The organism is Streptomyces purpurogeneiscleroticus, assembly GCF_020024005.1.
GTDB classification, from domain to species: Bacteria; Actinomycetota; Actinomycetes; order Streptomycetales; family Streptomycetaceae; genus Streptomyces; species Streptomyces purpurogeneiscleroticus.
In genome coordinates this window covers 1-25,022 of the sequence record NZ_NHSG01000321.1, presented here as the reverse complement: position 1 = coordinate 25,022, position 25,022 = coordinate 1, and the positions used below count along the sequence as shown (strand labels likewise).

Here is a 25,022-nt window from a genome sequence, read left to right as displayed (position 1 = left end):
GGGGTACGGGGATGTCTTACGGGGTCGTACGGGGATGTCTTACTGGGTGCCGCAGGCCGAGGCGCGGTCCGCCGGGTCCAGCCACGGCAGGTCGTGCCCCATGCGGTCGCGCTTGGTGCGCAGGTACCGCAGGTTGTGCTCGCCGGCCTGGACCGGCATCGGCTCCCGGCCGGTGACGTGCAGGCCGTGCTCGACCAGGGCCGCGGTCTTCTCGGGGTTGTTGGTCAGCAAGTGCAGCGAGCGCACTCCGAGGTCCTTGAGGATCTGCGCGCCGGCCGCGTAGTCCCGTGCGTCGGCGGGCAGGCCCAGCTCCAGGTTGGCGTCCAGAGTGTCGCGGCCGCGCTCCTGGAGCTCGTAGGCGCGCAGCTTGGACAGCAGTCCGATGCCGCGTCCCTCATGGCCGCGCAGGTAGATCACCGCGCCGCGGCCCGCCTCGCTGACCCGGCGCAACGACTCCTGGAGCTGCGGACCGCAGTCGCAGCGCAGCGAGTGGAAGATGTCGCCGGTCAGGCACTCGGAGTGGACCCGGACGAGGACGTCCTCGCCGTCGCCGAGGTCGCCCGCGACCAGCGCGATGTGCTCGACGCCGTCCACGGTGGAGCGGTAGCCGTGCGCGGTGAAGTCGCCGAACGCGGTGGGCAGCCGGGTGGTGGCCTCGCGGCGGACGGTCGGCTCGGAGCTGCTGCGGTAGGCGATCAGATCCTCGATGGAGATGATCGCGAGGCCGTGCTTGCGGGCGAACGGGATCAGCTCGGGCAGCCGCAGCATGGTGCCGTCCTCGCCCGCGATCTCCACGATCGCGGCGGCGGGCCGCAGCCCGGCGAGCCGGGCGAGGTCCACGCCGGCCTCGGTGTGGCCGTTGCGCACCAGCACACCGCCGGGCTTGGCGCGCAGCGGGAAGATGTGGCCCGGGCGGACGAAGTCGCCGGGTGCGGACTCGCCGGAGGCCAGCATGCGCAGCGTGGTGGCGCGGTCGGCGGCGGAGATGCCGGTGGACACGCCGTGTTCGGCGGTGGCGTCCACGGAGACGGTGAAGGCCGTCTGCATCGACTCGGTGTTGTTCTGGACCATCTGCGGGAGTTCGAGCCGGTCCAGCTCCGGGCCCTCCATGGGCGCGCAGATCAGGCCGCGGCACTCGCTCATCATGAAGGCGACGATCTCGGGGGTGGCCTTCTCGGCCGCGAGGACGAGGTCGCCCTCGTTCTCCCGGCTCTCGTCGTCGACGACCACGACGGGGCGGCCGGCCGCGATGTCCGCGATGGCCCGCTCGACGGGGTCGAGCGTGAGGTCGATCGCGTCGGGGCCTTCGTACCAGTTCTGCTGTGCGGTCATGCCGCCGCTCCTTCCAGGACGGGCTGCGTACTCGTACGGGAGCGCAGCCACCAGTCGCGCAGGCCCCACAGGACGAGACCGAGGTAGACGACGTAGACCAGGCCGGAGAAGGCCAGGCCGCTGCTGAAGGCCAGCGGGACGCCGACCACGTCGACCAGCAGCCATGCGAACCAGAACTCGACGAGGCCGCGGGCCTGGGCCACCATCGCGGCGAGCGTGCCGACGAAGATGTAGGCGTCCGGCCAGGGGTTCCAGGACAGCTGGGGGATCTGGGTGAAGAGGAAGCCGACGGCGAGGGTGCCGACGACGGTGGCCGCGATCAGGGCTCCGCGCTCGCGCCAGGAGGCGAAGCGGACGGCGATCGTGCCGTCCTGCGCCTGCTGCCGGCCGCGCTGCCACTGCCGCCAGCCCCACAGGGCGACGCCGATGACCAGCAGCTGCTTGCCGACGCCGCCGGCGAGGTGCGCGGAGGCGTACGCGGCGACGAGGATGACGCCGGAGAGGAACTGTGCGGGCCAGGTCCATATGGAGCGGCGCCAGCCGAGGGCCAGGGCTATCAGGCCGACGGTGTTGCCGATCATGTCGGACCAGATGACGTGCTGGCCGAAGGCGGTGAACGCCTCACCGTTCAGCCAGACCGGGGCGGTCATCGCGCGGCCCCCGCACCGTCGTGGCCGAGCAGCCGCTCGACGTACTTGGCGAGGACGTCGACCTCCAGGTTCACCGGGTCGCCGACCTGCTTGATGCCGAGCGTGGTGAGGTCCAGGGTGGTCGGGATGAGGCTGATGGTGAAGTAGTCGTCCCCGGCCTCGACGACGGTGAGGCTGACGCCGTCGACGGTGATGGAGCCCTTCTCGACGACGTAGCGGGCCATGCCGTCCGGGAGCGCGATCTTCACGATCTCCCAGTGCTCGCCGGGGGTGCGCTCGGCGATGGTGCCCGTGCCGTCCACATGTCCCTGTACGAGGTGGCCGCCGAGCCGCCCGCCGAGCGCCATCGGGCGCTCCAGGTTGACCCGGGAGCCCTTCTCCAGCGCGCCCAGGCTGGACCGCTTCAGCGTCTCGGCCATCACATCGGCGGTGAATTCACCGTTCTCGGTCGTAACGACGGTCAGACACACACCGTTGACCGCGATGGAGTCGCCGTGCTTCGCGCCCTCGGTGACGAGCGGCCCGCGCAGTCGGAAGCGGGAGGCATCGGTCAGCTCCTCGACGGAGACGACCTCACCCAGTTCTTCGACGATTCCGGTGAACACTTCAGTTCTCCTCGTGGAGGGCGGGGGTGGCGGTGATGCGCAGGTCGGGGCCGAGCCGTTCGGTGTCGGTCACGTCGAGGCGCAACGCCTGGGCGATGGTGGTGATTCCGGCGTCACCCAGCACGGCCGGGCCGGCGCCGAGGAGTGTGGGGGCGAGATAGCCGACGACCTTGTCGACAGCGCGGGCGGCGACGAAGGACCCGGCGAGGGTCGGGCCGCCTTCCAGCAGCACGGAGCGGACGCCGCGCTCGTACAGCGCGCCGAGCAGCGCCCGTACGTCCAGGCCCGGTCCGTCCGCGGCACGCGGCAGCCGGACGAGGGGCGCGAGTTCTTCGAGGTGGGTGGCGTCGGCGTCCTCGGCGACCGCGATCAGGGTCGGTGCCGTGCCGTCCAGGATGCGGGCGCCGGGCTTCACGGCCGTGGCGGAGGAGTCGACGACGACCCGCAGCGGCTGGGTGACCTCGGTGTCGGGCAGCCGCGCGCCGAGCTGCGGGTCGTCCGCGCGAGCGGTGCCGGAGCCGACGATCACGGCGTCGGCCAGGGCGCGCAGCCGGTGCACGTCGGCGCGGGACTGCGACGAGGTGATCCACCGGCTGGTGCCGTCGGCGGCCGCGATCCGGCCGTCCAGCGTGGCCGCGTACTTCCACAGCACGAAGGGGCGGCGGCGCAGTACGGAGGTCAGCCAGGCTTCGTTCCCGGCGGCGGCCTCGTCGGCCAGCAGCCCGCCCTCGACGTCGACGCCGGCCGCGCGGAGCGTGATGGCGCCGCCGGTCGCGGTGGGGTTCGGGTCCGGTACGGCATAGACGACGCGGGCGACGCCGGCGTCGATGAGGGCCTGGGCGCAGGGACCGGTACGGCCGGTGTGGTTGCAGGGCTCCAGGGTGACCAGGGCAGTACCGCCGCGGGCCCGCTCACCGGCCGCTTCCAGTGCGTTGACCTCTGCGTGCGGGCCGCCGGCCCGCTGGTGCCAGCCTTCCCCGACCAGCTGCCCGGACGCGTCGAGGACGACACAGCCGACGGCGGGATTGGGGCTGGTGTGCCCGAGGCCGCGGGCGGCGAGCTCGATGGCTCGGCGCATCGCCGTGGTCTCAGCGGGGGCTGTCGCGGCCACCGGGTCCTCCTGCCTCTTCAGGCACGGACTCCGGGGCTGTCGCGAGCGACAGAAGCGGTACGGAACAACACGCACACCGGACCGGACAGAGGATCCCGTCCAGCTGGACAGGACCGCCGACGGCGGTGCACCGATGCTGCTCGCCCGCCGCGCACTGCCTCCCATCCGGACTTTAACCGTCGGTGCAGGAATTTCACCTGCTCAACCGGCCGCTGGCTGCGGACGGGTCGCGGACTGTAACCGCCGGTTCGGACTTTCACCGACCCCGGAGTGCGCTGCGTATGTCAGTACCCCTCCAGTCTGCCACGTCTGATCGTCGGCCATGCGGGCGGAAGCCTGTGGGCTGACTCACACCGGGTGGCGATATGTGTACGACCCGTCCACCGGAGTTCCCCGCGCGTTCCTGGGGAGTTCTTACGGTGACGGACCGCGCCCGGCGCGGTCGCATGACAGGACAGTCTCCGGGAGGAGCGGGCGATGACGACGTTTCTGGTGACCGGCGGCACGGGGACCCTCGGGCGGGTGGTGGTGGACCGGCTTCTGGCCGACGGGCACACCGTGCGGGTGCTCAGCCGCCGGCCGCACACCCGCACGGAAAACCCGCGGCTGCACTCGTACGCCGTCGATCTGCGCAACGGCGTCGGGCTCGCCGCCGCGGTGTCCGGCGTGGAGGTGATCGTGCACTGCGCCTCGACACCCTCCGGCGGCGACCTGGATTCTGCAGGCCAGTTGGTGGATGCGGCGCGGACGGCGGGCGTACGCCACCTCGTCTATATCTCCATCGTCGGCGTGGACCGTGTGCCCTTGCGCTACTACCGCACCAAGCACGAGGTCGAGCGGCTGCTGGCGGAGTCGGACGTGCCGTGGACCGTGCTGCGCACGACGCAGTTCCACGATCTGGTGCTGCGGCTGGTGAAGGCCGGCGCGCGGTCGCCGGTGCTGCCGGTCCCGGCGGGCATACGGGTCCAGCCCGTCGACGTCCGCGAGGTGGGCGCGCGGCTGGTGGAGCTGGCGTACGGGGAACCCGCCGGGAACGTCCCGGACATGGGCGGACCGGAGATCCTCACCGCCCGCGAACTGGTCGACCGCACCCTGCACGCGGGCGAGCGCCGCCGCCTCACGCTGCCGCTGCGCCTGCCCGGCGCGACGTTCCGGGCCCTGCGGGCAGGCGGCAACCTCGCCCCGGACCAGGCGACCGGCAAGCTCCGCTACACCGACTTCCTGGCCGAACGCGGCGGCCGGGTCCCGGGCGTCCGGGTGGTGCGGAGCGGCGACACCACGGGCGGCTAAGGGACTTCCGGCGGGCCGCCGGGGGCGTGGTCGGCGCCGGAGCCGGGGCTGAAGCCGGGGGCGAAATCGGGGCCGAAGAGGTCGTCCTGGGCCGCGTCCTTGGCGGCGAGTACGGCGCCGCGGAGGACGCCGCGGCCGCCCACCGTGCCCGCGCGGACCTCGGTGTGCAGGGGCGACATGCGGGCCGTGTACATGGCCACCCGGCCGGCCAGGGCCTCGCCGCCGGCCCGGCCGACCTCGCCGCCGAGCACGACGCAGCCGGGGTCGAGCACGGCGGCCACCGCGGCCACGCCGACGGCGAGGCGCCGCGCGAGCGCGTCGAGGAAGCCGGCGCCGGCCGGTCCGGCGGCCACGGCCGCACGGACGACGTGTTCGGCGGGCGGGGCGTCCGTACCGCCTTCGGCGGGCGCGGGGGCGAAGCCGTACTCCCCCGCCAGTTCCACGATCGCCGGGGAGGCGGCGAGGGCGTGGAAGCCGCCGTCGCAGCCCGCCGCGGTGGGCAGCGACGGCGGCCCCGGCACAGGCAGGAAGCCGATCTCGCCGGTGCCGCCGGAAGCGCCGCGGCGGAGCCGGCCGTCCAGGAACACCGCGGCGCCCACGCCGTGCCCCAGCCACAGGAGGACGAAGGTGTCGCGGTCCCGGGCCGCGCCGTCCCGGCATTCGGCGATGGCCGCGAGATTGACCTCGTTCTCCAGGAGCAGCGGCGCTTCGAGGCGGTCGCGCAGCCCAGCGACCAGCGCACCGTGCCAGGAGGGCAGCGTTCCGGTGCCGGTCAGCCGGCCGGTGGCGGGGTCGACGAGGCCGGGGGCGCCGACGGCGACGGTGTGCGGACGGACCCCGCCGGCGCGCGCCAGCGCCCGGTCCAGCGCGGCGTACGCGCCGGCCACCGCGTCCTCCGGGGCCGCGCCCTCGGCGACCGGTACGGACTCCTGTGCGCGGACGGTGCCGAGCAGGTCGGCGACGGCGACGGTCACGCCGTGCGTGCGGACGTCGATGCCGGCGAGGTGGGCGCGGTCGGCGACGATGCCGTAGAGCCGGGCGTTGGGGCCGCGGCGGTCGGCGCCCGCCTCGCCGACGACCGCGATCAGCCCGGCGGCCCGCAGCCGGTCGATGAGGTCGGCCACCGTGGGGCGGGACAGCCCGGTCCGCTCCTTAAGCTGATGGGCCGTCAAAGGCCCGTCGGACTCCAGCAGTTGAAGGGCAATACGGTCGTTGATGGCCCGCGCGGTGCGCGGCGACGCGGCACGGGACGCCGTACGGCCGGTGCGCGCGGAGGTGTCAGCCATGGCCGGATCCTTCCAGAGCGCACGCGCCCGCGAATAATCGAAGATTAATAGGCAGGGTCCCTGCTAGTTTGACGGCCATGCCCGCCAACGGTGGTTCCGACCCGTCCGCGCTCTCCCGCCAACTGCGCCGCGCACGCTGGTCGGTGGCGCTGGTCTTCCTCGTACACGGCTCGGTGACCGGCAACTTCGCCACCCGCGTCCCGTGGATCCAGGAGCACACCGGCGTCAGCGCCGGGCAGCTCGGGCTCGCGCTCGCCTTCCCGGCGATCGGCGCGTCCCTCGCGATGCCACTGGCCGGGCGGATCAGCCACCGCTTCGGCGCCCGTACGGCGCTGCGCGGACTGCTCGCCCTGTGGACGCTCGCCCTGACCCTGCCCGCGCTCGCCCCCAATCTGTACGGGCTCTGCGGCGCGCTGCTGATCTACGGCGCCACTGCCGGGATGTCGGACGTCGCGATGAACGCGCTCGGCGTGGAGGTCGAGAACCGGCTGGACAAACCGATCATGTCGGGGCTGCACGGCATGTGGAGCGTGGGCGCGCTGCTGGGCTCGGCGGCCGGTACGGTCGCGGCGCACGCCGCCGTCGACGCCCGCCTCCACCTCTCGCTCGCCGCGGGCGTGCTGACCGTACTGGGCGCGGTCTTCTGCCAGGGCGTACTGGACCTGCGCAGCACCCCGGACGAGCACCCGCCGCCGCGGTTCGCGCTGCCGCCGAAGTCCGCGCTGGTCATCGGCGCGGTCGGGTTCTGCGCGGTGTTCGCCGAGGGCGCGAGCCTGGACTGGTCGGCGGTGTACCTGCGGGACGTGCTGGGCACGTCGGCGGGGCTCGCGGCCGGCTCGACCACCGCGTTCGCCTGCACGATGGCGGCGGCCCGGCTGGCGGGCGACCACGTGGTGGCCCGTTTCGGGGCGGTCCGTACGGTACGGGCGAGCGGCGTGCTGGCCACGGCGGGCGGGCTGCTGATCGTCCTGGCACAGCACCCGGCCATGGCGGTGGCGGGTTTCGCGCTGATCGGACTGGGCATCGCGGTGGTCGTGCCGCTGGCCTTCGCGGCGGCGGGCCGCAGCGGTCCGGCGCCGAGCCAGGCCATCGCGGGCGTCGCGACGATCACGTACACCTCGGGCCTGATCGCCCCCTCCGCGATCGGCTCGATCGCCCAGGCCACCTCGCTGACCGGCTCGTTCATGCTGGTCACGGCGCTGGCGCTGGGGCTGATACTGGGCGCGGGCGTGCTCCGCGTACCGGAGCGCCGCGCGTCGGTCAGCTCGGCGACGTTCGACCTGAAGGGGTCCTGACCCGGCGCCGTGGGCAGCGGCCGAGGGTCAGCTCGCGTCCGGCAGCGCCTCGGGGCGGGCGAGCTTGCGGGCTATCGCGCGGGCCTCGTCGGTCCAGGGCGCGGGCCGCAGGGTCGCGGCGTCGACGCGGACCAGAATGCGGTGCCCCTGCGCGTACGTGGTGGCGCCGTCCGCCGAGCAGACCCGGAAGCCGTAGGTGAGGCTGGTACGGCCCAGCTTCTCGACCCACAGGTGCGCGGCGTAGGTGCCGGGGCGAGTGATCGGCGCCTCGTAGGAGACGCGCATCTCCTTGATGACGTTGGCCATGTCCCCGGCGGTGGCCCAGTCGCCCGTGAAGCCGAAGCCGTGGCCGTGCCAGTAGTCGCCCCAGGCGCGCTCGACGAGCAGCGGGAACCGCGAGTTGTGGAGCATGCCCAGCGCGTCGAGGTCGTCGAAGTGGACCGTCACGGGGACCAGCTCTCCGAAGGGGAGGGTCTCGGCGGTATACGGGGCGGGGGCGCTCACGGTCGTGCTCCTGGTGGTGCGGTCCGGAAGGACGGGTGCGGATGTGTTGCAGTTGCGGTTGCAGTTGCGGCTGCGGTACCGATTCGTTCAAAAGTTGAACCATCTCATCGTAAGCATGTGCTTAGACTGCTTCCGCGCCGGGCCGAGTGACCGAGACCATGCGCCGCCAATCCGCCCGTAGCGGGAGGAAGCGGACTCGACCCGCACTAACATTGGCCGGTCGCCGCCGGTCGGCGACCTGATGACCACTTGACGAGAACGGGAGCATTCATGGGCCTCGGCGTGCGCTGGACCCTCCACGGAGACGGGCGCACCCCGGCGCCGGGAGCCGTGGTGAGGCCCGACGAACGGCTGTCCTGGCCGCGTACCGCGGGCCTCGGCGCGCAGCACGTGGTGGCGATGTTCGGGGCGAGTTTCGTCGCGCCGGTCCTCATGGGCCTGGACCCGAACCTCGCCATCATGATGTCCGGCGTCGCCACGATGATCTTCCTGCTGGCGACCCGCGGCCGGGTGCCCTCCTACTTGGGCTGCAGCCTCTCCTTCGTGGGCGTCGCGGCGGTCATCCGGGCGCAGGGCGGTACGAGTGCCACGGTGACCGGCGCGGTCCTCGTGGTCGGCGCGGCGCTCTTCGCCATCGGGCTCGCCGTCCAGAAGTTCGGCGCGCGGATCATCCACGCAGCGATGCCGCCGGTCGTCACCGGCGCCGTCGTCATGCTGATCGGCTTCAACCTCGCGCCGGTGACTGCGAGCACGTACTGGCCGCAGGACCAGTGGGTGGCGCTGCTGACCATGCTCTTCACCGGGCTCGCCGTGGTCTGTCTGCGCGGCTTCTGGTCGCGCATCGCGATCTTCCTGGGGCTCGTCTTCGGCTACCTGATCTCCTGGGTCTTCGACGCCGTGTTCGGGATGATCCACTCGCAGAGCGCCGCCGGGAAGGTCACCGACCACTGGCGCCTGGACTTCTCGGCCGTCGCCCAGGCCGACTGGGTGGGCCTGCCCTCCTTCCACGGGCCGAGCTTCCAGTGGTCCGCGATCCTGGTCGCGCTGCCGGTGGTGATCGCGCTGGTCGCCGAGAACGCCGGACACGTCAAGGCGGTCGGCGAGATGACCGGCGACCCGCTGGACGACAAGCTCGGCACCGCGATCTCCGCGGACGGCGCCGCCTCGGTGCTCTCCACCGCGCTCGGCGGCCCGCCCAACACCACGTACTCCGAGAACATCGGCGTCATGGCGGCCACCCGCGTCTACTCGACCGCCGCCTACTGGGCCGCCGCCTGCTTCGCCCTCCTCTTCGGGCTCTGCCCGAAGTTCGGCGCGGTGGTCGCCGCGATCCCGGGCGGGGTGCTGGGCGGCATCACGGTCATCCTGTACGGCATGATCGGGCTGCTGGGCGCGCAGATCTGGGTCCACAACAAGGTCGACCTGCGGAACCCGCTGAACCTCGTCCCCGTGGCCGCGGGCGTCATCATCGGCGTCGGCGGCGTCAGCCTGAAGATCTCCGACAACTTCGAGCTCGGCGGCATCGCGCTGGGCACGATCGTCGTCCTCTCCGGCTACCACGTCCTGCGGGCACTGGCCCCGGCACACCTCAAGACGCAGGAACCGCTGCTGGACGAGGGCACTTCGGCTTACGACGAGGAGTCGGGCGAGGAGAAGCCCGGCGGAAACGGCGAGGAGAAGTCCGGGGGCGCGGCTTCGTAGCGCGCTGCGCATACGGGTGCAGCCCCGGAGGCCCCCACCTGGGGGTTACCCAAGCGGGTGGTCGGCGAACCGGACGACGAACCCGGTCGTCGGCCCCGCAGGGGTGTCAGCAGCCGCGCAGCGGTGTCAGCAGCATCTGGCCGACCAGGCCGACGCCCGCGTCCAGCCGCTGCGCGAACTCCTCGCCCACGTCCGGCAGTCCGCGTACGCTCCACAGCACCCGGGCCGCCGCCCACGCGCCGTCCCGGGCCGCCTCCAGGCTCCACGAACCGGCCAGGTGGGTCAGCGGGTCGGCGATGTCCAGCAGGTCGGGGCCCGGCATCAGCCGCTCGCGCACCCGCTCCTCCAGGCCGGTCAGCACCCGCCCCACCCGGTCGAAGTCGGCCTCCAGCGCGGCCGGTTCGCACTCCAGGGCGTGGCAGGTGTCCACCAGGGCGAGCGCGAGATCGTGCCCGATGTGCGCGTTGATCCCGGCCAGCGCGAACTGCAGCGGCTTGACGCCGGGGTGACAGCGGAGCTGGAACAGCGGACGCCAGCAGGCCGGCGGCCGGAGCCCCACCGTGCCGGCGTCCACCGCGCTCAAGTACCGCAGCGCGAACCGCACGTCCAGCTCGGCGGCCGCGTCCGCGTTCCGGAAGCCGCCCGCGCCGATCTGCCGCCCGACCTCCTCGGTGACCTGCAAGTACACCCGGTTGAACACCGCGACGCCGTCGCGCGGGGGCAGTGCCGCGTCCAGCGCGCGCATCCGGGCCACGATCTTCGCCACGCCTGCCGTCGCACCCGTCGGCTGCATCGTCGTCATGCGGTCAGCGTGGCAGGGCCGGGGGCCGGGCAGGGACGGCGCGGTGACGCGTGACCGGATCGGGCTAACGATCAGCGCGCGCCGGGGCCGCGCGCCATTGCGCCCCCTGCGGCCGGAACTCCCACGGGACCGGCGGGCGTTGATCGTTCGTACACCGCCGGCGAACCGGATCCGAAGGAGCACGGACATGGCTGTACGACTCGGGCTGAGCCTCCCGCAGATGCGGCAGTACGACCTCGGGCGTGACGTGCCGGACGTGGCGCGCGCCGCCGAGCAGACCGGTTACGAAAGCCTCTGGGTCTTCGAGCGCGTGCTCTTCCCCGAGCCCGCGACCCAGGGGTTGTACGGCATACCGGGCCTCCCCTGGCCCGACCAGTACCGCTCGGTGGCCGACCCGCTGGTGACGCTGACGCTGGCCGCCGCGGTGACGGAGCGGGCGCGGCTGGGCACGAGCGTGCTGGTCGCCCCGCTGCACGTGCCCTTCCAGCTCGCCCGCAGCCTCGCCTCGCTGGACGCGGCCAGCGGCGGCCGGGTGATCGCCGGACTCGGCACGGGCTGGTCCCTGGACGAGTACGCGGCGGCCGCGGTGGCCCCGTTCGAGCGGCGCGGCAAGGTCCTGGACGAGCTGCTGGACGTGTGCCGGGCCGTGTGGGGCCCGGACCCGGTGGCGTACGAGGGCGAGCTGACGACGATCACCCCGTCCGTGGTCGGCCCCAAGCCGGCCCGGCCGATCCCGGTGCTGCTGCCCGCCACCAGCCCGCGGGCGCTGCGCCGCCTGGTGGACCGCGCGGACGGCTGGATGCCGGTGGGCATGGGCGCCGGGAAGCTGGCCGAGCAGTGGCAGCGGATACAGGACCTGGCCGCGGAGCGCGGCCGCACGGCCCCGCTCCAGAACGTCCTGCGGGTGAACGCTCAGCACACACCCAAGGCGTACGAGGGCCATGACCGCGCCCCTTTCCAGGGCAGCGTCGCGCAGATCGTCGAGGACCTGGCGGCCCACGCCGAGGTCGGCATCGGGGAGATCCTGCTCGACCTGCAGGGCCGGGCCCGGGACGCGGCGGAGCTGAAGGACCTGGCGGCGGAGGTGTACGAAGCGGCGCGGGCGGCGGGGATATGACAGCGGGGGGAGCCGCGCGGCGGCGGCTCCCCCCGTCCCCTCCGTCCCCGAGGCCGGGAGGCCGGTCAGTCCTCCGGCAGTTCGACCGGGGCGATCTCGTCGTACAGGTCGCCGGGGCCCGGGTTGGTGGCGTCCGTGCCGCCGCCGAAGTGGTGCATCACGCCCCACACGGCGTTGAGCGCGGTCTGCACGGCGCCCTCGGCCCAGCCGGCGGTCCAGGAGATGTCATCGCCGGCGAGGAAGATGCCGCGCTTGTCCTCAGGAAGGAGGTCCTGCATGAAGTGCGTGAACAGCCGGCGCTGGTAGCGGTAGTGCCCCGGCAGGTTGGCCTTGAACGCGCCCATGAAGTAGGGCTCGTTCTCCCAGGACACGGTCACGGGGTTGCCGATGATGTGCTTGCGGATGTCGACCTTCGGATAGATCTCCGAGAGCGACTTCAGCATGACCTCCATGCGCTCGTTGGCGTCCAGCGGCAGCCACTTCAGGCTGTCGTCGCACCAGGTGTAGGAGAGGCAGATGACGGCGGGCTCGTCGGGCCCGTTGTCGAGGAGGTAGGTGCCACGGGTCATCCGGTCCGTCAGCGTCATCGACATGACGTCCCGGCCGGTGTCCTCGTCCTTGTCCAGCCAGAACGGCCGGTCGACCGGCACGAAGAGCTTGGAGGACTCCATGTAGTGGGTACGCTCCATCGCCGTCCAGTGGTCGATGGGGAACAGCGCGTCGTCGCACTCGATCTTTGACAACAGCATCCAGGACTGCGCGGTGAAGACGGCCGCCTGGTAGGTGCGGATGTCGCCGGAGGCGTCAGTGACGGTGATCCGGTTGCCGGCGGTGCGGTTCAGCCGGGTCACGGCCGGGCGCGGCGCGCCGTCGTGCAGCGAGGAGAGGGACGTGCCCTGGGCCCAGTGCACGATCTTCTCCGGCTCGCGCTCCCACAGGCGCAGCGGGAGCTGCTGGCTGCCGCCGACGATGCCGCGGTGGTGGTCGTCCGCCTCGGTGTAGACGACGCGGAGGATCTCCAGGATGGAGTTGGGGAAGTCGGTGTCCCAGCCGCCGGTGCCGAAGCCGACCTGGCCGAAGATCTCCCGGTGCCGGAAGGACTTGAAGGCGCTGGAGTCGCAGAGGAAGCCGTAGAAGGTCTGGTTGTCGAGCTTCTCGACGAGCTTGGCCCAGATCTCGCGGATGCGCGGGACGTCGCGCTCGCGGAGGGCCTGGTTCATGTCGGAGAAGTCGGCGCCCTCCTCCAGGCAGGCGTTCCAGGCGTTCATGACCTGGTGGTAGACCTCGGGCAGGTCGTCCACGGTGCGGGCGTAGTGCGACTCGCCCTTGAGGTCGACGACGGTGGAGGGGGTGTCGGGCGCGAGCGGGTTGGGGAACGGCTTGGTCGTAAGCCCGACCAGGTCGATGTAGTGCTGCAGCGCCGTGGAGGACGGCGGGAAGCGCATGGCGCCCATCTCGGCGGTGAGCGAGGAGTCGCAGCCCTCGAAGCCGACGGTGCGCAGCCGGCCGCCGATCTGGTCCGCCTCGTAGACGACGGGCTTGAGGCCCATCTTCATCAGCTCGTAGGCGGTGACGATGCCGGAGAGGCCGCCGCCGATGACCGCGACCTCGGTGCCGTGCTCGGTCGCGGGTATCTGGCCCAGGCCCGCCGGGTGGGCGAGGAAGTCGTCGTACGCGAAGGGGAAGTCCGGTCCGAACATGGTGATCGGCGGCTGCGCGTCGGTGTGCTGGACGGCGGTGGGCACCGTGGACGTCATGGGGGCGAGACTCCTTGCAGAACAGGGCAAAAGCGGCAGGAAGCGGGCAGGCGGGACCGGGCCGGGCGCGGTCCGGCGTGTTGACCGGGAGGTGCCGGCCGGGGTGCGGTGAGGTCAGCTCAGCGAGCCGTAGAGCTCCGGGCGGCGGTCGGCGAGGTAGGTGTTCGCCTCGCGGGAGGCCGCGAGGAAGGCGGGGTCGACATCCCCGTACACCACTTCCTCGCCGCGTCCGGCGCGGGCCCGGACAACTCCGTCGGGCCCGGCCAGCGTGGAGAGTCCGACGAACTCGAACTCCTCCTCGGGACCGGTCCGGTTGACGTACGCGATGTAGAGCTGGCTCTCGAAGGCCCGAACGGGGATCACCGACTCGGCGACGAACTGGTAGGGGTGCATCTGCGCGGTGGGCACCACCAGGAAGTCGGTGCCGGCCAGCGCGTGCGCCCGGACGTTCTCCGGGAACTCCACGTCGTAGCAGATCAGCAGGCCGATCCGGACGCCGTTCAGCTCGGCCTGGACGACGGGCGACGCACCGGGGGTGAACCACTCGCGTTCGAAGCAGCCGAAGAGGTGGGTCTTGCGGTAGTTCGCGAGCCGGGTGCCGTCCGGGCCGATGAGCTGGACGGCGTTGTAGATCGCCGCACCGTCGCGCTCCGGGTAGGCGTAGGCGACGGCGATGCCGTACTCGGCGGCGATCCGGGCCACCTCGTCGGCGCTGTCGCCGTCGGCGGGCTCGGCGAGCCGGGGCACGTCCGCGCCGATCGCGTAGCCGGTCAGGAACATCTCCGAGGTCACCAGCAGCCCGGCACCGGCCGCCGCGGCGTCCGCGGCGGCCCGCTCCAGCGCCTTGAGGTTGTACGCCACGTCGCCGGGCCGTCCCGAACTCTGGAGCAGGGCGGTGCGCAGCGAAGACATGGGACCCCTCGGTTGGTTTGGTGCATACGGCACGGACGGTGCGTACGGGCTTTCGGAAGACGTAAAGACGGTACGGTCCGGGGCGCAAGTGGTACAAGGCTGCACCATTGCGCTTCACGTACCGATTCGTTGCGCCTTCCGAGCCGCTCGCGGCGATTCGTTGCGCTCTCGCCGCGCACCGCGGCGCCGGGCCGCAAGGGCGGTGCGTCAGACCGGGGAGCCGGAGGAGAAGCGCCGCAGGAGGGGCGAGAGCACCAGGACGGACTTGGTCCGTTCGACGAAGTGCTCGCCGGCGATGCGCTCCAGGACGCGCTCGAAATGGCGCATGTCCGAGGCGAAGACCTGCACGATGGCGTCCGCCTCACCGGTCACGGTGGAGGCGGACGCCACCTCGGGGTAGCGCGCGAGGCCACGGTGGATGGCCTCGGGCGAGGTGTTGCGACGGCAGTACAGCTCGACGAAGCCTTCGGTCTCCCAGCCGAGCGCCGCCGGGTCCACCCGTACGGTGAACCCGGTGATGGCGCCCTCGTTGCGCAGCCGGTCCACCCGGCGTTTGACGGCCGGGGCGGAGAGCCCGACCTCCTGACCGATGTCGGCGTAGGAGCGGCGGGCGTCCTCAGCCAGGGCGTGGACGATGCGTTCGTCGAGGTCGTTCAGTCGCACGGGGGGTGGTTCACTTCTCTGCGGTGGCCAATCGGGAGCGGCGCATGCCGTAAGCGAAGTAGAACACGAGACCCGCCACCATCCAGACTCCGAAGACCGTCCACGTGACGGCGTCGAGGCTGCCCATCATCCAGATGCAGAGCAGGAAGCCGATCGCAGGGAAGAGCGGCGACAGCGGCGTGCGGAAGGTGCGCGGCATGTCCGGGCGGGTCTTGCGCAGCACGATGACCGCGATGTTGACCAGCGCGAACGCGAAGAGCGTGCCGATGCTGGTGGCGTCGGCGAGCTGACCGAGCGGCACGGCGGCGGCGAGGATGCCGCAGAAGAGCGAGACGATCACGGTGTTGGCGCGGGGCGCGCCGGTCTTCGGGTGGACCTTGGAGAAGACCTTGGGCACCAGGCCGTCGCGGGACATCGCGAAGAGGATGCGGGTCTGGCCGTAGAGCACGGTCAGCACGACGCTGGCGATGGCGACCACGGCACCGGCCGCGAGCAGCACGGCCCAGAAGCTCTGCCCGGTGACGTCCTTCATGATCCCGGCGAGCGCGGCCTCGGTGCCGGTGAACTCCTTCCAGGGCAGCGCGCCCACGGCGACCGCCGCGACCAGGCAGTACAGCGCCGTGACGATCACCAGCGAGAGCATGATGGCGCGCGGCAGGTCGCGCTGCGGGTTCTTGGCCTCCTCGCCGGCCGTGGAGGCGGCGTCGAAGCCGATGTAGGAGAAGAAGAGCGTGGCGCCGGCGGCGCTGACGCCCGCCATGCCGAGCGGCATGAAGGGGGCGTAGTTCCCGGCGCGGACGCCCATGAAGGCGACGCCGCAGAAGAGCAGCAGCGCGGCGATCTTCACCGCGACCATGATCGCGTTGGCCCGGGCGCTCTCCTTCGCGCCGCCCAGCAGGAAGGCCATCGCGAGCAGCACGACCAGCAGCGCCGGCAGGTTGAAGATGCCGCCGTCACCGGGCGGCGCGGCGATCGCGTCGGGGATGGTGAAGCCGAGCGTGCCGGCCAGCAGCTCGTTGAGGTACTGCCCCCAGCCCACCGCGACCGCGGCCACGGACACGCCGTACTCCAGGATCAGACACCAGCCGCAGATCCAGGCGACCAGCTCGCCGAGCGTGGCGTACGCGTAGGAGTACGACGAGCCGGAGACCGGGATGGTGCCGGCCAGCTCGGCGTAGGACAGCGCCGAGAAGAGCGCCGTGATGCCGGCGATCACGAACGAGATGATGACCGCGGGGCCGGCGTCCGGCACCGCCTCGCCCAGCACCACGAAGATGCCGGTGCCGAGGGTGGCGCCGATGCTGATCATCGTCAGCTGCCACATGCCCAGGGAGCGGCGCAGCGTACCGCCCTCCCCCTGGCCGCCTTCGGCCACCAGGCGTTCGACGGGCTTGCGCCGCATCAGCGTGCCGAGCGGCCCGGGGCGGGACGGAGGCTGCTGCGGCTGGGGGTCGCTGCCCTCGGTGGGAGGGGCTGCGCCGTGGTCCAACACTGGGGTGGCTCCTTTATCGCTGCCGTTCCGGCGGCGGTGACCGGGGCGGCCCGTACGCGGGCAGCATGAAGCAACCCGCACGGGAAACCGCCGAGCGGACGGTCCCCGCCACTCCACGTAACTAACTTGCCTGACCTTAAGGCCCACGTGTGACCTGCCGTAATGCGGGTTCTTTGCGCATGCGCGCATGATCCTTGCGCACGAAGCGTCACGGCGGCCATTTGTTGCGCGCTCGGGGCGTGTTGAGGCCATGGATTCGAAGGAGCGACATTTCGACCGGACGGGGGAGCGCGGCCGGAAGTAATCGATCTCACGCGTCCGCGCGGCCGCGAGGGGCCGCTCCGGCGCCCGGCCCCCCGCCGCTCCGACACCTCGGAGACGCGAACGGGCCCGGCTCCGCACGCAAGACGTGCGGGGCCGGGCCCGTGAGGAAGGAGGGGGAACGCCTACCAGCTGAGGACGAACGCCTACCAGCTGTTGTGCAGCGGCTTGCCCTCGGCGTAGCCGGCCGCGCTCTGCACGCCGACGACGGCCTTCTCGGCGAACTCCGCGAGGTTCGAGGCGCCCGCGTAGGTGCAGGAGGACCGTACGCCCGCGATGATCGAGTCGATCACGTCCTCGACGCCGGGGCGGGCCGGGTCGATGAACATCCGCGAGGTGGAGATGCCCTCCTCGAAGAGGCCCTTGCGGGCCCGGTCGTACGCCGACTCCTCGCTCGTGCGGTTGCGCACCGCGCGCGCCGAGGCCATGCCGAAGCTCTCCTTGTAGAGCCGGCCGTCGGCGGTCTGCTGCAGGTCGCCGGGCGACTCGTACGTACCGGCGAACCACGAGCCGATCATGACGTTGGACGCACCGGCGGCCAGCGCCATGGCAACGTCGCGCGGGTGCCGCACGCCGCCGTCCGCCCAGACGTGCTTGCCGTACTTCTTCGCCTCGGCGGCGCACTCCAGGACGGCGGAGAACTGCGGGCGGCCCACGCCGGTCATCATGCGGGTGGTGCACATGGCGCCCGGGCCGACGCCGACCTTGATGATGTCCGCGCCGGCCTCGATGAGGTCGCGCACACCGTCGGCGGCGACGATGTTGCCCGCGACGATCGGGACCTGCGGGTCCAGCGCCCGGACCGCCTTGACCGCGCTGATCATGGACTCCTGGTGGCCGTGCGCGGTGTCCACGACGAGGGTGTCCACGCCCGCGGCGAGCAGGGCCTTGGCCTTCCCCGCCACGTCGCCGTTGATGCCGACGGCGGCGGCGATGCGCAGCTTGCCGTCGGCGTCGGTCGCCGGGGTGTAGAGCGTGGCGCGCAGGGCGGCCTTGCGGGTGAGGATGCCGACCAGCTGGCCGTCCTTGCCGACCGCGGGGGCGAGCTTGCGGTTGGCGGCGTCGAGCTGGTTGAACGCCTCACGGGGGTCGATGTCGGCGTCCAGGACCAGCAGGTCCTTGGACATGACCTCGGCGACCTGGGTGAAGCGGTCCACGCCGGCCAGGTCGTGCTCGGTGACGACGCCGATGGGGCGGCCGCCCTCGACGACGATGCCCGCGCCGTGCGCCCGCTTGGGCAGCAGGGACAGCGCGTCGGCGACGGTCGCGATCGGCGACAGCACGATCGGGGTGTCGAGGACGAGGTGGCGCCGCTTGACCCAGCCGACGACGTCGGTGACGACGTCGATCGGGATGTCCTGGGGGATGACGACGAGACCGCCGCGGCGGGCGACCGTCTCGGCCATCCGGCGCCCGGCGATCGCGGTCATGTTCGCCACGACCAGCGGGATGGTGGTGCCCGTGCCGTCCGGCGAGGAAAGGTCCACGGCCTGCCGGGAGCCGACCGCGGAGCGGTTCGGCACCATGAACACATCGTCGTACGTCAGGTCGTACGGCGGCTTCGAATCGTTCAGAAATCGCATGCTAACTCTCTCACCTGCGGTTTTGCTTGGGTAGCGGGCGGGGAGTCAGCACCGGTCCGACAGTGGATACAGCTCGGCCAACAGCGGATCAGGCATCAAGCTCCTAGTACATCATCGCTGATCCGGTCAGCCGATGGCGACTATTGAGTGCGGTTCTGTGGATTCACCTGAGCGGCCCTGCCGGCGGCTGTCGCTTCCGCCGAAATTCGGTCCTTACGACGGACGATACGGACCCGGTCATCGCGCGTAGACGGTTCGGCCCCTAACGTTCCGCCATGGCCAAGAAACGAGTTGTTGCAAAGGGCGTTGCGGGCGTGGGCGCCTGCGCCGTCCTGGTCACCACCGGCGCCCTGAGCGCCCAGGGCGCCCAGGAAAGCAAGTGGCAGAAGGTCGGCGACGGGATGACCGGCGGCGTCAGCGGGATGGTCGTGGCCAAGGCCGCGGGCGACCGCCTCGATCTGCTCGTGGCCCGGGACAACAAGGAACCCGGCCAGCCCCGGCTCTCGGCCGTACGGCTGGCGCCCGGCCACGCTCCCGCCGTCCGGGACCTGAAGTGGGCCGGCAGCGAGATACCCAAGGACCTGGAGTCGCTGGACGCGGTGCCCGGGCGGCCCGGCGAGTACACCGCCGTGAGCAGCGGGGACAGCGGAAAGTTCCGCCCGACGGTGTACGACGTGAAGGTGAGCGGCAATACCGCGACCGTCCGCTGGTCGGCACCGCTGCCGGGCACCGAGAAGTACGCGGGCGACGACACGCAGAACTACGAGGCGTTCGCCGTCCACCGGGACCGGGCCACCGAGAAGTACACAGCGGTCTGGGCCACCCGCGGCAGCAACGGCACCGCCTCCCAGGTGCGGAGCGCCGCCTTCGACCCGGCCGCGGCCGCCCCGGACAAGGTCTTCGGGCACGTCAGCGCCCCGGTGGCGTTCCGCGCGCCGTGGCCGGCGCAGGACGAGGTACGGCACATCAGCGACCTGAAGATCGCGCCGGACGGGACCGTGGTGCTCTCCGCGGCCCAGGACCCGAACAAGAACTCCGGCCCGTTCAGCTCCGCGGTGTACGAGGCGGGCCGGCTCACGGCCGACAAGGGACGCCCCGCACTGAAGCTGAGCAAGCCGGAAGAGGTACGCCGCTACACCACAACGGACAACCGCAAGATCGAGGCGGTCGCCCTGCTCCCCGACGGCGATTACGCCCTGTGGGGCACGGACGACGAGGACTTCGGCGGCTCGGTACTGCGGGACCGCCTGTAGACGTCGGTCCGGCGGGGACGGGCCGCCGGCGCGCCGGCACCACGCTCGGCGCGCCGGCCCGTTCTCGTACGGTGTCCGGATGGACCAGCAGCTCTCGATCAAGCAGATATCCGCTGACCGGCTCGACGACCTCGAGCCCCTGTGGAAGGCGCTGCACCGGCATCATGTGTCCGTTGCCGGGCATCTGGAACAGCTCGCGCCTTCGCTGTCCCCCGAGGCGTCGTGGCAGAACCGCAGGGCCAAGTACGCGACCTGGCTCGCCTCCTCGGATGCCTTCGCCCTGGCCGTCGAGGCCGACGACGAACTCGTCGGCTATGCCATGGCCCGCGTCAAGGAACAGCAGCCGGGATCCTGGGAGCGGGGAGCGAGGACCGGTGTCCTGGAAAGCCTTTCCGTACGGGCCGACCAGCGGGGCAGTGGGATCGGGACTCGGCTGTTCGAGGCGGTCCGCGCCGAGTTCGTGGACCGGGGAGCGCGGGAGTTCGAGCTTGCTGTGATCGCCACCAATGCGGATGCCATCCGCTTCTACACCCGGCAGGGACTCCTGCCGTACGTGACGACGCTGGTGGGCCACAGCTAGCCGGTGCCGGTCCCGGCTACGACCTGGCGATCTCTTGCCGGAGTTGCTGGGTGAAGCGGCGGAGGAGGGCCAGGGTCTCGTGGTGCTCGGCCCTGCGGTCGTCCCTGCCTTCGCTGGGGCGGGATTTCCAGACCCGGCGGGCGAGGGCGTTCGCGAGGTCGACGGTCTCGTCGGTGCACAGGAGGTAGAGGGCGGAGCGCGCTTCCTGCATCCGGCCCGCCAGCTCGTTGGCGCCGGCACCGTCGTCGCTCAGCCGTGCGTCCCGGAGGTGGTCGATCAGCTGAGTCACGGCGGTGTTGAAGCCGACTCCGGCCTTGAGCTTCTGCTCGCGGAGCCACATGCGGTCCTGCCGGCGCGCGGTGAACCACGCACCGAAAACGGCCCCTATGAGGCCCAGACCGGCACCAATGGCCACGGACAGAACGTTTTCCACGGTCGGCTCCCCCCGGCACACAGACCACGCCAGGCTAGTCGACCGCCAGGATTCCGGTTCGCCGCGTTACCTGTACGAAACGGGGCCTCGGCAGAATCCCGGTGCATGAAGATCGAACAGGTGGCCTGGGACGACCCGGATGCCGCCGTCCTGCGGGCGCAGCAGCGGGGCGAGATCGCCGAGATCTACCGGACCCCGGACAGTGAGCCCGGGGTCCCGCCCTCGGCGGCGGACATCGCGGCGTTCTTCGTGGCGTACGAGGACGACGGCATACCGGTGGGCTGCGGCGGCCTGCGCGACCTCGGTGACGGCATCGGCGAGATCAAGCGGATGTACGTACTGCCGGACCGGCGCGGCTCGGGCGCCGCGGCCGCCGTGCTGCGGGCCCTGGAGGAGTGGGCGCGCGGCCGGGGCTGGACCCGCCTCCGGCTGGAGACGGGCGACCTGCAGCACGCCGCGGTCCGTTTCTACACGCGCTCCGGATACACCCGGATCCCGAACTTCGGGGCGTACGCGGGCGTGGCGGAATCCCGGTGCTTCGAGCGGGTGCTGTAGGCGCGGGGGCCTGCGTGCGGACCCCCGGCCGCGCCGCCTACGTGCGGGCCCGGGCCGTGCCGCCCGCGTCGCGGGTCAGCAGTACGGCCAGTCCGGTGTCCGTGTCGCGCCAGTGCGCCACCGCGTCGGCGAGGACCGACTCGGCCACCCGCCACTCCTCCGGCTCCGCCGCGGCATAGCCCTGCCAGGCCCGTACGACCAGCAGCCGGCCGCCGTGCTCCGCCGGCCACCAGGAGAGGTCGCCGAGGCAGTCGGCGAGCGCATCCCAGTTCCGCCCGAACCATGACGGCAGCCGCAGCGCCGCCGCGGCCCGCGTCATGAACTCGGCCTTGTCACCGACCCCTTCGAGGTCGAGCACGGTGCCCTGCCAGCCCGCGGTCAGCGCGGCGTCCAGCGCCTCCTGCACGGGCCGGCCGGCGGGCCAGGACAGCACGCCGGGCGGTGTCCGCCCGTCGAGCACCGCGGCCAGCGGCCTGGGCACGACGTCCGGCGCGGGGCCGGGGGCGTCGGCGCATCGGCCGGCACCCGCCTGGCCGGGGACTCCGGGGGAATCTGGCATGCCGCGATGCTGTCACAGCCCCGGCCGCCGCGCCGGACGAACGGCCTCCGTACGGCGGACGCCCGGTGCGGGTGGCGTCAGGAGTCCGGGTCCGCGCGGTCCAGGGCCGGGCGCGGGCCCGGAGCGGACTCCAGGAGGAGGTAGTCGGCCGCTGCGGTGTCCGTGACCAGGCTCGTGACCAGGCCGGACTTCAGGACCGCGCCGATCGCGTGCGCCTTGCGCTGGCCGCCCGCGATGGCGATCACCTCGGGGATGCGGCGCAGCCGGTCGGCCTCGACCGTGATGCAGCGCTCGCCCAGGTCACGGCCGATGCGCCGGCCCTCGGCGTCGAAGAGGTGCGCGGACATCTCGGCGGCGGCACCGAGCGAGGCGTAGTGCTCGCGCTCGTCGTCCGAGAGCATGTCGTACACCGTGGAGATGCCCGGCGCCCAGGAGCCGATGGAGACGCACGCGACGGTGACCTTGTCGAAGTAATCAAACGCCCGGGCGATACCCGTCTGGCCCCGCAGCGCCGCCGCTGTGGCCGAATCCGGCAGCAGCATCGGCGCGTAAATGGGGTGCGCCTCGCCGCCCGAGACGTCGGCGGCGCGACGGACGGCCTCCACCGAACCGCTGTCGGCGGTCCCCGCGTCGTACACACCGGTCAGCTGGACCACCGTGCACGGGGGCAGCCGGTGCAGGGCCGACGCCATGTGGATCGTCGAGCGGCCCCAGGCGATGCCGAGCACGTCGCCCTCGGCGACCAGCTCACCGAGCAGGTCGGCGGCGACATCGCCCAGGTTCTCCGGATCCGGCGCGTCGTCGGAGTCGGCGGCCGACTCCACGACGACGGCGTGCCGCAGGCCGTACCGGGCCCGCAGCGCGTCCGAGCGCTCGGCGTCCAGCTCGGCGGGGACGCGGATCTCGATGCGTACGAGGTCACGCTCGAGTGCCGTCTCCAGCACCCGCGCGACCTTGAAGCGGCTGACGCCGAACTCCTCGGCGATCTGGATCTTGGATTTGCCCTCGAGATAGAACCGGCGGGCCATGGCCGCAGCCTGCACCAGCTCGGCGGGGCCCATCCCGGAATGTGGGCGGCTGGCAACCACGAAAATTCTCCCCTACTGCGCACCTGATCGACTCTGCGGTCATCCTTCCAGAAACCCGAGGTCGCCGTGGGCCATGACCCTTCGGCCCGCGATGAACGCTGCGTGGCCACGAGGTCAATCCCCGCCGCCCCGGGTACGGGCCGCACCTGCGCACGGCCCGGCCGCGTCAGTGCGCGCAGCCCCAGCCCGCCGCCGCGGTCGCGGCGTCGGCCTTCTCCCGCAGCTCACGGACGGCCTTCGCCGGGTCCTCGGCGCCGTACACCGCGGAGCCCGCGACGAAGACGTCGGCGCCCGCCTCGGCGCAGCGCTCGATCGTCTTGTCGGACACGCCGCCGTCCACCTGCAGCCACATCTCCAGACCGTGCTTGGCGATCAGCGCGCGGGTGCGGCGGATCTTCGGAAGCATGATGTCCAGGAACGCCTGCCCCCCGAAGCCCGGCTCAACCGTCATGATCAGCAGCATGTCCAGCTCGGGGAGCAGGTCCTCGTACTGCTCGATGGGCGTGGCGGGCTTCAGCGCCATCGAGGCCCGCGCGCCCTTGGCCCGGATTTCCCGCGCGAGGCGGACCGGCGCGGCCGCGGCCTCGGCGTGGAAGGTGACGGAACCCGCACCGGCCTCGACGTACTGCGGCGCCCAGCGGTCCGGGTCCTCGATCATCAGGTGGCAGTCGAGGGGGGTGTCGGTCGCCTTCCGCAGCGACTCCACGACGGGGACGCCGAGCGTCAGATTGGGCACGAAATGGTTGTCCATGACGTCGACATGGAGCCAGTCCGCGCCCTCGACGGCCTTCGCCTCCTCGGCGAGCCGGGCGAAGTCGGCGGACAGAATGCTGGGGTTGATCAAGGCCATGACTCCAGTATGTCGTGACCGCGCCGACAACCATAAGCGGGTCAGGGGCGCGGGCTCGCCGGGCCCTCCGGCGCGCGCTCCCGGGCGGCGGCGCGGCGGCCGGCCTCGGCGAGCAGCCGCGCGCGGTGTCCGGGGTCCGCGGCCAGCGAGACGCCCGTCCAGGCCATGGCGACGGCGCCGTCCAGGACCGCGCGGTCGGCGCCCTCGGAGGTGCCGGCGGCGGCGAACTCGGGCGTGTGCTGCCGGGCGCCGCCGGTGTCGTAGCCGATCATCGGGTGGATCGTGGGGAGCAGGTGCGAGACGTTGCCCATGTCGGTGGAGCCGGTGCGCTCCGGCGCGCGCCCGACGGTACGCCCGAGGGCCTCGGCGGCGCCCGCGTACAGCTCGGCGACGGTGGTGTCCTGGCGCAGGTCGGCGAAGTCGTGCCCGTGCGGCTCCATGCGCAGTTCCGTGCCGGTCGCCAGCGCGCCCGCCTCGAAGCAGGCCCGTACCCGTTCCTGGAGGACGCGCAGCGACTCCATGGTGGGCGAGCGCACTTCGTACCGGGCGGCGGTCCGGGCGGGGATGACGTTGGCGGCCTGGCCGCCGTCCGTGATGATGCCGTGCACGACGCTCTCCGGGGGCAGCTGCTGGCGCAGCAGGCCGAGCCCGGTCTGGGCCACGGTGAGCGCGTCCAGGGCGTTGCGGCCCTCCCAGGGAGCGGCGGCGGCGTGCGCCGGGCGTCCGGTGTAGGTGATGTTCCAGGAGCCGATGGCCAGCGAGCCGTTGCCCACGGTGTCGGCGTCGTTCGCGTGCACCATCATCGCGACGGCCACGTCGTCGAAGAGCCCGTCCTCGATCATGTACACCTTGCCGCCGCCGTCCTCCTCCGCCGGGGTGCCGAGCAGCTTGACGGTGATACCGAGGTCGTCGGCGACCTCGCCGAGCGCCAGGGCCGCGCCGAGCGCCGCCGCGCCGTTGACGTTGTGCCCGCAGGCGTGGCCTATTCCCGGCAGCGCGTCGTACTCCGCGCACAGGCCGACGACCAGCTCGCCGCTGCCGCGGACCGCGGTGAACGCGGTGGGCAGCCCGGCCACGCCGCGCTCGACGGTGAATCCGGCGCGCTCGGCGAGCCCGGCCAGCGCGGCCGCCGAACGGTGCTCCTCGAAGGACAGCTCGGGGTCGGCGTGCAGCTGGTGGCTGAGGCCGAGCAGCTCCTGCCGCCAGGACTCGGCGGCGTCGCGCGCGGGGCGGTGGTGGGCGGTGAGCTTCACCGGTGGGCTCCTTCGGGGACGGTGGCGCAG

24 protein-coding genes and 1 riboswitch are annotated in these 25,022 nt (G+C 72.2%); of the genes, 7 read left to right on the top strand and 17 right to left on the bottom strand.

Annotation, left to right across the window (positions count from 1 at the left end; genetic code table 11):
• Positions 1-39 precede the first annotated feature (39 nt).
• Genes CCS38_RS20910 through ribD form a run of 4 tightly spaced genes read right to left on the bottom strand, consistent with a single transcriptional unit; the run spans position 40 to position 3,665 of the window.
• Positions 40-1,332 (bottom strand): bifunctional 3,4-dihydroxy-2-butanone-4-phosphate synthase/GTP cyclohydrolase II, encoded by a 1,293-nt coding sequence (locus CCS38_RS20910; protein WP_223734837.1) that lies wholly within the window; start codon positions 1,330-1,332, stop codon positions 40-42.
• Complete coding sequence (locus CCS38_RS20905; protein ID WP_223734836.1) at positions 1,329-1,982, bottom strand: nicotinamide mononucleotide transporter family protein; 654 nt, start codon at positions 1,980-1,982, stop codon at positions 1,329-1,331. The genes CCS38_RS20910 and CCS38_RS20905 overlap by 4 nt, the downstream gene beginning before the upstream one ends.
• Positions 1,979-2,587, bottom strand: a complete 609-nt coding sequence (locus CCS38_RS20900) for a riboflavin synthase (protein WP_223734835.1) — start codon at positions 2,585-2,587, stop codon at positions 1,979-1,981. Before CCS38_RS20900 ends, CCS38_RS20905 begins: the two co-directional genes overlap by 4 nt.
• 1 nt (position 2,588) lies before the next feature.
• Positions 2,589-3,665 carry a bifunctional diaminohydroxyphosphoribosylaminopyrimidine deaminase/5-amino-6-(5-phosphoribosylamino)uracil reductase RibD gene (gene ribD, locus CCS38_RS20895; protein ID WP_223734845.1) on the bottom strand — a complete coding sequence of 359 codons (1,077 nt, stop codon included), beginning with the start codon at positions 3,663-3,665 and terminating at the stop codon, positions 2,589-2,591.
• 180 nt (positions 3,666-3,845) lie between these two features.
• Positions 3,846-3,976: riboswitch (FMN riboswitch) on the bottom strand.
• Positions 3,977-4,175: 199 nt separating this feature from the next.
• Between ribD and CCS38_RS20890 the strand changes: the two genes are divergently transcribed.
• Positions 4,176-4,988 carry an SDR family oxidoreductase gene (locus tag CCS38_RS20890; protein ID WP_223734834.1) on the top strand — a complete coding sequence of 271 codons (813 nt, stop codon included), beginning with the start codon at positions 4,176-4,178 and terminating at the stop codon, positions 4,986-4,988.
• Here the strand turns inward: CCS38_RS20890 and CCS38_RS20885 are convergent.
• Positions 4,985-6,274: an ROK family transcriptional regulator gene (locus CCS38_RS20885; RefSeq protein ID WP_223734833.1), complete on the bottom strand. Its 1,290-nt coding sequence runs from the start codon at positions 6,272-6,274 to the stop codon at positions 4,985-4,987. The two genes, CCS38_RS20890 and CCS38_RS20885, sit on opposite strands and share 4 nt — an antisense overlap.
• 77 nt (positions 6,275-6,351) lie before the next feature.
• On the opposite strand from CCS38_RS20885, the gene CCS38_RS20880 reads away from it, so the two are divergent.
• Entirely contained in the window at positions 6,352-7,569 is a 1,218-nt protein-coding gene (locus CCS38_RS20880; protein ID WP_223734832.1) for an MFS transporter, read from the top strand.
• Between the two features lie 27 nt (positions 7,570-7,596).
• Here the strand turns inward: CCS38_RS20880 and CCS38_RS20875 are convergent, their stop codons facing one another.
• On the bottom strand, positions 7,597-8,073 hold the full coding sequence (locus CCS38_RS20875; RefSeq protein WP_223734831.1) for an acyl-CoA thioesterase: 477 nt from the start codon (positions 8,071-8,073) through the stop codon (positions 7,597-7,599).
• 270 nt (positions 8,074-8,343) lie between these two features.
• Between CCS38_RS20875 and CCS38_RS20870 the strand changes: the two genes are divergently transcribed.
• A complete protein-coding gene (locus CCS38_RS20870; RefSeq protein WP_223734830.1) occupies positions 8,344-9,774 on the top strand; it encodes a uracil-xanthine permease family protein in 1,431 nt (476 codons plus the stop codon).
• 106 nt (positions 9,775-9,880) lie between these two features.
• On the opposite strand, the gene CCS38_RS20865 is transcribed toward CCS38_RS20870, so the two are convergent.
• Positions 9,881-10,576, bottom strand: coding sequence for a DUF5995 family protein (locus CCS38_RS20865; protein WP_223734829.1), 696 nt, complete (start codon positions 10,574-10,576; stop codon positions 9,881-9,883).
• 187 nt (positions 10,577-10,763) lie between these two features.
• Between CCS38_RS20865 and CCS38_RS20860 the strand changes: the two genes are divergently transcribed.
• Positions 10,764-11,693 carry an LLM class F420-dependent oxidoreductase gene (locus CCS38_RS20860; RefSeq protein WP_223734828.1) on the top strand — a complete coding sequence of 310 codons (930 nt, stop codon included), beginning with the start codon at positions 10,764-10,766 and terminating at the stop codon, positions 11,691-11,693.
• 65 nt (positions 11,694-11,758) lie between these two features.
• On the opposite strand, the gene CCS38_RS20855 is transcribed toward CCS38_RS20860, so the two are convergent.
• From CCS38_RS20855 to CCS38_RS20835, 5 genes are all read right to left on the bottom strand, one after another.
• Positions 11,759-13,450: a flavin monoamine oxidase family protein gene (locus CCS38_RS20855; RefSeq protein WP_223734827.1), complete on the bottom strand. Its 1,692-nt coding sequence runs from the start codon at positions 13,448-13,450 to the stop codon at positions 11,759-11,761.
• Between the two features lie 114 nt (positions 13,451-13,564).
• Positions 13,565-14,362: a carbon-nitrogen hydrolase family protein gene (locus CCS38_RS20850; RefSeq protein ID WP_223734826.1), complete on the bottom strand. Its 798-nt coding sequence runs from the start codon at positions 14,360-14,362 to the stop codon at positions 13,565-13,567.
• 207 nt (positions 14,363-14,569) lie between these two features.
• Complete coding sequence (locus CCS38_RS20845) at positions 14,570-15,025, bottom strand: Lrp/AsnC family transcriptional regulator (RefSeq protein WP_030251514.1); 456 nt, start codon at positions 15,023-15,025, stop codon at positions 14,570-14,572.
• A gap of 10 nt (positions 15,026-15,035) precedes the next feature.
• On the bottom strand, positions 15,036-16,517 hold the full coding sequence (locus CCS38_RS20840; RefSeq protein WP_223734825.1) for an amino acid permease: 1,482 nt from the start codon (positions 16,515-16,517) through the stop codon (positions 15,036-15,038).
• A gap of 467 nt (positions 16,518-16,984) precedes the next feature.
• The gene (locus CCS38_RS20835) at positions 16,985-18,421 is read right to left on the bottom strand and encodes a GuaB1 family IMP dehydrogenase-related protein (protein ID WP_223734824.1); all 1,437 of its coding nucleotides are present in this window, start codon (positions 18,419-18,421) and stop codon (positions 16,985-16,987) included.
• A 275-nt stretch (positions 18,422-18,696) separates the two neighbouring features.
• Between CCS38_RS20835 and CCS38_RS20830 the strand changes: the two genes are divergently transcribed.
• Entirely contained in the window at positions 18,697-19,674 is a 978-nt protein-coding gene (locus CCS38_RS20830; RefSeq protein ID WP_223734823.1) for a hypothetical protein, read from the top strand.
• A gap of 79 nt (positions 19,675-19,753) precedes the next feature.
• Positions 19,754-20,254 (top strand): GNAT family N-acetyltransferase, encoded by a 501-nt coding sequence (locus tag CCS38_RS20825; protein ID WP_223734822.1) that lies wholly within the window; start codon positions 19,754-19,756, stop codon positions 20,252-20,254.
• A 16-nt stretch (positions 20,255-20,270) separates the two neighbouring features.
• On the opposite strand, the gene CCS38_RS20820 is transcribed toward CCS38_RS20825, so the two are convergent.
• Entirely contained in the window at positions 20,271-20,687 is a 417-nt protein-coding gene (locus CCS38_RS20820) for a hypothetical protein (protein ID WP_223734821.1), read from the bottom strand.
• Between the two features lie 105 nt (positions 20,688-20,792).
• Between CCS38_RS20820 and CCS38_RS20815 the strand changes: the two genes are divergently transcribed.
• Positions 20,793-21,242 carry a GNAT family N-acetyltransferase gene (locus tag CCS38_RS20815; RefSeq protein WP_223734820.1) on the top strand — a complete coding sequence of 150 codons (450 nt, stop codon included), beginning with the start codon at positions 20,793-20,795 and terminating at the stop codon, positions 21,240-21,242.
• Positions 21,243-21,279: 37 nt separating this feature from the next.
• Here CCS38_RS20815 and CCS38_RS20810 read toward each other — a convergent pair whose 3' ends face one another.
• The 4 genes from CCS38_RS20810 to CCS38_RS20795 form a co-directional block, all read right to left on the bottom strand.
• Positions 21,280-21,723: a barstar family protein gene (locus tag CCS38_RS20810; RefSeq protein ID WP_223734844.1), complete on the bottom strand. Its 444-nt coding sequence runs from the start codon at positions 21,721-21,723 to the stop codon at positions 21,280-21,282.
• A 155-nt stretch (positions 21,724-21,878) separates the two neighbouring features.
• Positions 21,879-22,862 (bottom strand): sugar-binding transcriptional regulator, encoded by a 984-nt coding sequence (locus CCS38_RS20805; RefSeq protein ID WP_223734843.1) that lies wholly within the window; start codon positions 22,860-22,862, stop codon positions 21,879-21,881.
• 193 nt (positions 22,863-23,055) lie between these two features.
• Positions 23,056-23,739 carry a ribulose-phosphate 3-epimerase gene (gene rpe, locus CCS38_RS20800; protein WP_223734819.1) on the bottom strand — a complete coding sequence of 228 codons (684 nt, stop codon included), beginning with the start codon at positions 23,737-23,739 and terminating at the stop codon, positions 23,056-23,058.
• 41 nt (positions 23,740-23,780) lie between these two features.
• Positions 23,781-24,992 carry a M20 family metallopeptidase gene (locus CCS38_RS20795; RefSeq protein WP_223734818.1) on the bottom strand — a complete coding sequence of 404 codons (1,212 nt, stop codon included), beginning with the start codon at positions 24,990-24,992 and terminating at the stop codon, positions 23,781-23,783.
• Positions 24,993-25,022: the final 30 nt, after the last annotated feature.

Coding starts and splice junctions, on each gene's coding strand:
- CCS38_RS20910 (WP_223734837.1), bottom strand. CDS start 1,332: ATGACCGCACAGCAGAACTGGTACGAAGGCCCCGACGCGATCGACCTC.
- CCS38_RS20905 (WP_223734836.1), bottom strand. CDS start 1,982: ATGACCGCCCCGGTCTGGCTGAACGGTGAGGCGTTCACCGCCTTCGGC.
- ribD (WP_223734845.1), bottom strand. CDS start 3,665: ATGCGCCGAGCCATCGAGCTCGCCGCCCGCGGCCTCGGGCACACCAGC.
- CCS38_RS20890 (WP_223734834.1), top strand. CDS start 4,176: ATGACGACGTTTCTGGTGACCGGCGGCACGGGGACCCTCGGGCGGGTG.
- CCS38_RS20885 (WP_223734833.1), bottom strand. CDS start 6,274: ATGGCTGACACCTCCGCGCGCACCGGCCGTACGGCGTCCCGTGCCGCG.
- CCS38_RS20880 (WP_223734832.1), top strand. CDS start 6,352: ATGCCCGCCAACGGTGGTTCCGACCCGTCCGCGCTCTCCCGCCAACTG.
- CCS38_RS20870 (WP_223734830.1), top strand. CDS start 8,344: ATGGGCCTCGGCGTGCGCTGGACCCTCCACGGAGACGGGCGCACCCCG.
- CCS38_RS20865 (WP_223734829.1), bottom strand. CDS start 10,576: ATGACGACGATGCAGCCGACGGGTGCGACGGCAGGCGTGGCGAAGATC.
- CCS38_RS20860 (WP_223734828.1), top strand. CDS start 10,764: ATGGCTGTACGACTCGGGCTGAGCCTCCCGCAGATGCGGCAGTACGAC.
- CCS38_RS20855 (WP_223734827.1), bottom strand. CDS start 13,450: ATGACGTCCACGGTGCCCACCGCCGTCCAGCACACCGACGCGCAGCCG.
- CCS38_RS20850 (WP_223734826.1), bottom strand. CDS start 14,362: ATGTCTTCGCTGCGCACCGCCCTGCTCCAGAGTTCGGGACGGCCCGGC.
- CCS38_RS20835 (WP_223734824.1), bottom strand. CDS start 18,421: ATGCGATTTCTGAACGATTCGAAGCCGCCGTACGACCTGACGTACGAC.
- CCS38_RS20830 (WP_223734823.1), top strand. CDS start 18,697: ATGGCCAAGAAACGAGTTGTTGCAAAGGGCGTTGCGGGCGTGGGCGCC.
- CCS38_RS20825 (WP_223734822.1), top strand. CDS start 19,754: ATGGACCAGCAGCTCTCGATCAAGCAGATATCCGCTGACCGGCTCGAC.
- CCS38_RS20815 (WP_223734820.1), top strand. CDS start 20,793: ATGAAGATCGAACAGGTGGCCTGGGACGACCCGGATGCCGCCGTCCTG.
- CCS38_RS20805 (WP_223734843.1), bottom strand. CDS start 22,862: ATGGGCCCCGCCGAGCTGGTGCAGGCTGCGGCCATGGCCCGCCGGTTC.
- rpe (WP_223734819.1), bottom strand. CDS start 23,739: ATGGCCTTGATCAACCCCAGCATTCTGTCCGCCGACTTCGCCCGGCTC.